The following is a 4,492-nucleotide window of genomic DNA, read 5'->3' as shown; positions in this document are numbered from 1 at the left end:
GTCCCAGGCCGCGGAACCGGGCGGCGAGCGGCCACCAGCCCGTCAGTCGGAGACGGCTTCGGCCAGGGTCTCCTCCGGGGACTCGGCCGCGCCACCGCTCGGCCAGCCGGGATAGGGCGGTGGCGTGCCGCCGAACGCCGGGCACAGGGGCTTGTAGTCGCAGTACGAGCACAGCCGACCGGAGTTCGGCGGGAAGTCTCCGGTGCGGCCCGCCTCCAGAATGGCCGCCCACAGTGCCGAGAGCGTGCGCTCGAAGCGCAGCAACTCCTGCTCGTCGGGGGCGTAGGTGAGGATCTGCTCGTCGGCCAGGTAGAGCAGCCGGAGCTGGGCGGGCACCACGCCGCGGGTGCGCAGGACCACCAGCGCGTAGAACTTCAGTTGGAACAGCGCCTTGGTCTCTTGCGTCGGACCCGGCACACGGCCGGTCTTGTAGTCCACGACGCGCAGGGCGCCGCTGGGCGCGATGTCGATCCGGTCGACGAATCCGCGCAGCAGCGCGCCGTCGTCGAGTTCGACCTCCACCCGCGCCTCGCGCGATTCCGGGTCGAAACGCGTCGGATCCTCCAGCCGGTAGTAGCGGTGCACCAGCGCGCGCACCTCGTCGAGGAAGACATCGAGCCGCTCGCCGGCGATCAGCTCCGCGACCTCCGGCTGTTCGGCACGCACCCGTGCCCACGCAACGGGTACCAGAGCCTCGGCGCGGTCGGGCACCCGCTCGGCCGCGGGCAGCCCGTAGAGATCCTCCAGCACCGCGTGCACCACCGTGCCGCGCACCGCGTGCACCGACGGCTGCTCCGGAATCCGGTCGATCGCCCGGAACCGGTATTTGAGCGGACACTGCTTGAAATCCATTGCCCGGGAAGGCGACAGCGCGGGCCGGGCATGCCGCGCGGGCACGTCGGGCTCGGAGGTCCGCGCGTCGTCGGCAGGGGGCGTGGACACGGGCGAGCACATACCTGGCAGGCTATCCGGCGGCACCGACACGCCGGTGCCCGACAGCACGGATTCCAACCAGTGGAACGGAGATTCATGACGGCCAGACGGACCGGGCCATTCACCATCGGTGACCGGGTACAGCTGACCGATGCCAAGGGGCGCCTGTACACGGTGGTCTTGGAGCCGGGCAAAGAGTTCCACACCCACCGCGGCGGGATCAAGCACGACAGCCTGATCGGCGCCGATGAGGGCAGTGTGGTGCACTCCACCAACGGCACGCCCTATCTCGCGCTGCGTCCGCTGCTGATCGACTACGTGCTGTCCATGCCGCGCGGCGCCGCGGTGATCTATCCCAAGGACGCGGCGCAGATCGTGCACGAAGGCGACGTATTCCCCGGCGCGCGCGTGCTCGAAGCAGGCGCGGGGTCCGGTGCGCTGACCTGCTCGCTGCTGCGAGCGGTCGGGCCGCAGGGGCAGGTGGTGTCCTACGAGATCCGCGCCGACCACGCCGAGCACGCGGTCCGCAACGTGGAGACGTTCTTCGGGGAGCGCCCGGCGAACTGGTCGCTGACCGTAGGCGACGTGGCCGACTACACCGGAGAGCCGGTCGACCGCGCGGTGCTGGACATGCTGGCGCCGTGGGACGCGCTACCAGCGGTGTCGGAGGCGCTGGTGCCGGGCGGCGTATTGATCATCTATGTGGCCACCGTCACACAGCTGTCGAAGGTGGTCGAAGCGCTGCGCGCGCAGGAGTGCTGGACCGAGCCGCGCTCCTGGGAGTCGCTGGTGCGGCCGTGGCACGTGGTCGGCTTGGCCGTGCGGCCCGAACATCGCATGCAGGGCCACACCGCATTCCTGGTCAGTGCCCGCAGGCTGGCCGAGGGCACCGTCACGCCCAAGCCGCAGCGCAGGCCGTCGAAGGGCTGAGCGCGGCAGGGCGGCGACGGAGGGGTGATCGGCGCGCCGGACTCAGGCCGGGACGCAGGGCGCCTGCGCGAAGCCGAGCAGCAGGCAGCCGCTGGCGTCCGACAGCTTCCAGGTGCCGTCGACTTTTTCCCAGGTCAGCGGGACGGCAGGGGCGGCGCCGTGCGGGGAGCCGATGGTCACCTGCGCGTTCGCGGTGTTGCCCTGGGTGGTGAGCTCGGCGACAGCGAAGGTGAGCGTGTAGCCCTGCAGGCCCGCGTTCATCTGGTCGATGTTCGCGGTCCGCTTCTCACCGTTGACGATCAGCTTGGACTTCTCCGCGGTGGGTACCTTCGGATCGGCGAGCTCGACCAGCATCGCCTGCAGGTTCTCGGCGGTCGGCGCACCGGTCGCATGGTCGCCGTGATCATGGGTACCCGACGCGGCGACGCTGGTGGTGGCCGAGGTCGCCGCGGTGGTGGCAGAGTCGTCGTCGGAGCCGCATGCCGCCGTTGCGCCGGTGATGGCCAGCGCCGCGGCGGCGGTGGCAAGGGAGATACGCAGGGTTCTCGCGGGAAGGAGCATGGTCGGCAACCTTTCGGCTCGGGCGGCGAGCGGGCTCGCCAGGGTCGGGTTAGGGCAGGCTAACATGGTGGTCCGGCCGCCGATCGCGGCCCAGATGTGATCACCACGAAACCATGTCGGAAAGCGAGAACGGGTCGCGCCCGGTAGCGTTGATAGACCGGGACTGGGAGGAGCAGCACATGAGCCCCATCGAGAATTCGGATTCGGCGGCCTGGAGAGAGCTCGAGGCGGTACGCGCCGAGGCGGCTGCACTCCGAAGGCAACTCGCCGACTCGCCAGATCGCACACGGGAATTGGAAGCCCGCATCGATTCGCTGACCATTCGCAACACGAAGCTGATGGACACCCTCAAAGAGGCGCGCCAGCAGTTGGTCGCGCTGCGCGAGGAGGTCGATCGGCTGGGTCAGCCGCCGAGCGGATACGGCATTCTGATCGGTGTGTACGACGATCAGACGGTCGACGTGTTCACTTCGGGTCGCAAGATGCGGTTGACGTGTTCTCCGAACATCGAGACCTCGACGCTCGAATACGGTCAGACCGTCCGCCTCAACGAGGCGCTCACGGTCGTCGAGGCCGGGCACTACGACGCGGTCGGCGAGATCGGCACCCTCCGGGAGATCCTCGACGACGGACGTCGCGCCTTGGTCGTCGGCCATGCCGACGAGGAGCGTGTGGTGTGGCTGGCAGGCCCCCTGGCGAAGGTCGCCGAGATGGACGACCTGGACGATCCCGATTCCCCCATTCGCAAGCTGCGGCCGGGCGACTCGCTCTTGGTGGACACGAAGGCCGGATTCGCCTTCGAGCGCATCCCCAAGGCCGAGGTCGAGGACCTCGTGCTGGAAGAGGTGCCCGATGTCGACTACGGCGACATCGGTGGTCTCGGCAGGCAGATCGAGCAGATCCGCGACGCGGTGGAGCTGCCCTTCCTGCACAAGGACCTCTTCCGCGAGTACGCGCTGCGTCCGCCGAAGGGTGTGCTGCTCTACGGTCCGCCCGGCTGTGGCAAGACGCTCATCGCCAAGGCGGTGGCCAACTCGCTGGCCAAGAAGATCGCCGAGGCGCGCGGTGAGGATGCCAAGGAAGCCAAGTCGTACTTCCTGAACATCAAGGGCCCCGAGCTGCTCAACAAGTTCGTCGGCGAGACCGAGCGTCACATCCGGATCATCTTCCAGCGGGCTCGTGAGAAGGCGTCCGAGGGCACGCCGGTGATCGTGTTCTTCGACGAGATGGACTCGATCTTCCGTACTCGTGGCTCGGGTGTCTCCTCGGACGTCGAGACCACGGTGGTGCCTCAGCTGCTCTCGGAGATCGATGGCGTCGAGGGCTTGGAGAACGTCATCGTGATCGGCGCCTCCAACCGTGAGGACATGATCGATCCGGCGATCCTGCGGCCGGGCCGCCTGGACGTGAAGATCAAGATCGAGCGTCCGGACGCGGAGTCGGCGCAGGACATCTTCTCGAAGTACCTCACCGAGCACCTGCCGCTGCACGACGACGATCTGGCGGAGTTCGGCGGCGACAAGAACCTGTGCATCAACGCCATGATCGAACGGGTCGTAGATCGGATGTACGCCGAGAGCGAAGACAACCGCTTCCTCGAAGTCACCTATGCCAACGGTGACAAAGAGGTCCTGTACTTCAAGGACTTCAACTCCGGCGCCATGATCCAGAACATCGTGGACCGCTCCAAGAAGTACGCCATCAAGGCGGTGCTCGACACCGGCAATCCCGGCCTGCGCATCCAGCATCTCTACGATTCGATCGTGGACGAGTTCTCCGAGAACGAGGACCTGCCCAACACCACGAATCCGGATGACTGGGCACGTATCTCGGGCAAGAAGGGTGAGCGGATCGTCTACATCCGCACGCTGGTCACCGGCAAGAACGCCAGCGCCAGCCGCGCCATCGACACCGAGTCGAACACCGGTCAGTACCTGTAACGGTTCGCCGGACCACGAAGGGCTGCGTCTCCTCCGCGGGTTCTAGGAGTCGTTGCAACACCTCAGCTCAAGGGGTGTTGTGGATTTCGAGATCCGGGCGGATCGGACTCCGCAGGGACGTAAGAAGT

At 67.4% G+C, this 4,492-nt stretch carries 4 protein-coding genes; 2 read left to right on the top strand and 2 right to left on the bottom strand.

The features are described from left to right. Positions 1–42: 42 nt before the first annotated feature. Positions 43–954, bottom strand: coding sequence for a RecB family exonuclease (locus tag ACFU5M_RS34060; protein ID WP_379055664.1), 912 nt, complete (start codon positions 952–954; stop codon positions 43–45). A gap of 75 nt (positions 955–1,029) precedes the next feature. Between ACFU5M_RS34060 and ACFU5M_RS34055 the strand changes: the two genes are divergently transcribed. Beyond that, positions 1,030–1,863, top strand: a complete 834-nt coding sequence (locus ACFU5M_RS34055) for a tRNA (adenine-N1)-methyltransferase (RefSeq protein ID WP_379055662.1) — start codon at positions 1,030–1,032, stop codon at positions 1,861–1,863. Between the two features lie 42 nt (positions 1,864–1,905). Here the strand turns inward: ACFU5M_RS34055 and ACFU5M_RS34050 are convergent, their stop codons facing one another. Then, positions 1,906–2,424 (bottom strand): hypothetical protein, encoded by a 519-nt coding sequence (locus ACFU5M_RS34050; RefSeq protein WP_379055660.1) that lies wholly within the window; start codon positions 2,422–2,424, stop codon positions 1,906–1,908. A gap of 179 nt (positions 2,425–2,603) precedes the next feature. Here ACFU5M_RS34050 and arc point away from each other — a divergent pair, with 179 nt between their 5' ends. Next, entirely contained in the window at positions 2,604–4,364 is a 1,761-nt protein-coding gene (gene arc / locus ACFU5M_RS34045; protein ID WP_379055658.1) for a proteasome ATPase, read from the top strand. Positions 4,365–4,492 lie beyond the last annotated feature (128 nt).

Source organism: Nocardia sp. NPDC057455, from assembly GCF_042802775.1.
Taxonomy (GTDB): Bacteria; Actinomycetota; Actinomycetes; order Mycobacteriales; family Mycobacteriaceae; genus Nocardia.
The sequence above is the reverse complement of the archived record's forward strand: the minus strand, read 5'-3'. Positions and strand labels throughout refer to the sequence as shown.

Coding starts and splice junctions, on each gene's coding strand:
- ACFU5M_RS34060 (WP_379055664.1), bottom strand. CDS start 954: ATGTGCTCGCCCGTGTCCACGCCCCCTGCCGACGACGCGCGGACCTCC.
- ACFU5M_RS34055 (WP_379055662.1), top strand. CDS start 1,030: ATGACGGCCAGACGGACCGGGCCATTCACCATCGGTGACCGGGTACAG.
- ACFU5M_RS34050 (WP_379055660.1), bottom strand. CDS start 2,424: ATGCTCCTTCCCGCGAGAACCCTGCGTATCTCCCTTGCCACCGCCGCC.
- arc (WP_379055658.1), top strand. CDS start 2,604: ATGAGCCCCATCGAGAATTCGGATTCGGCGGCCTGGAGAGAGCTCGAG.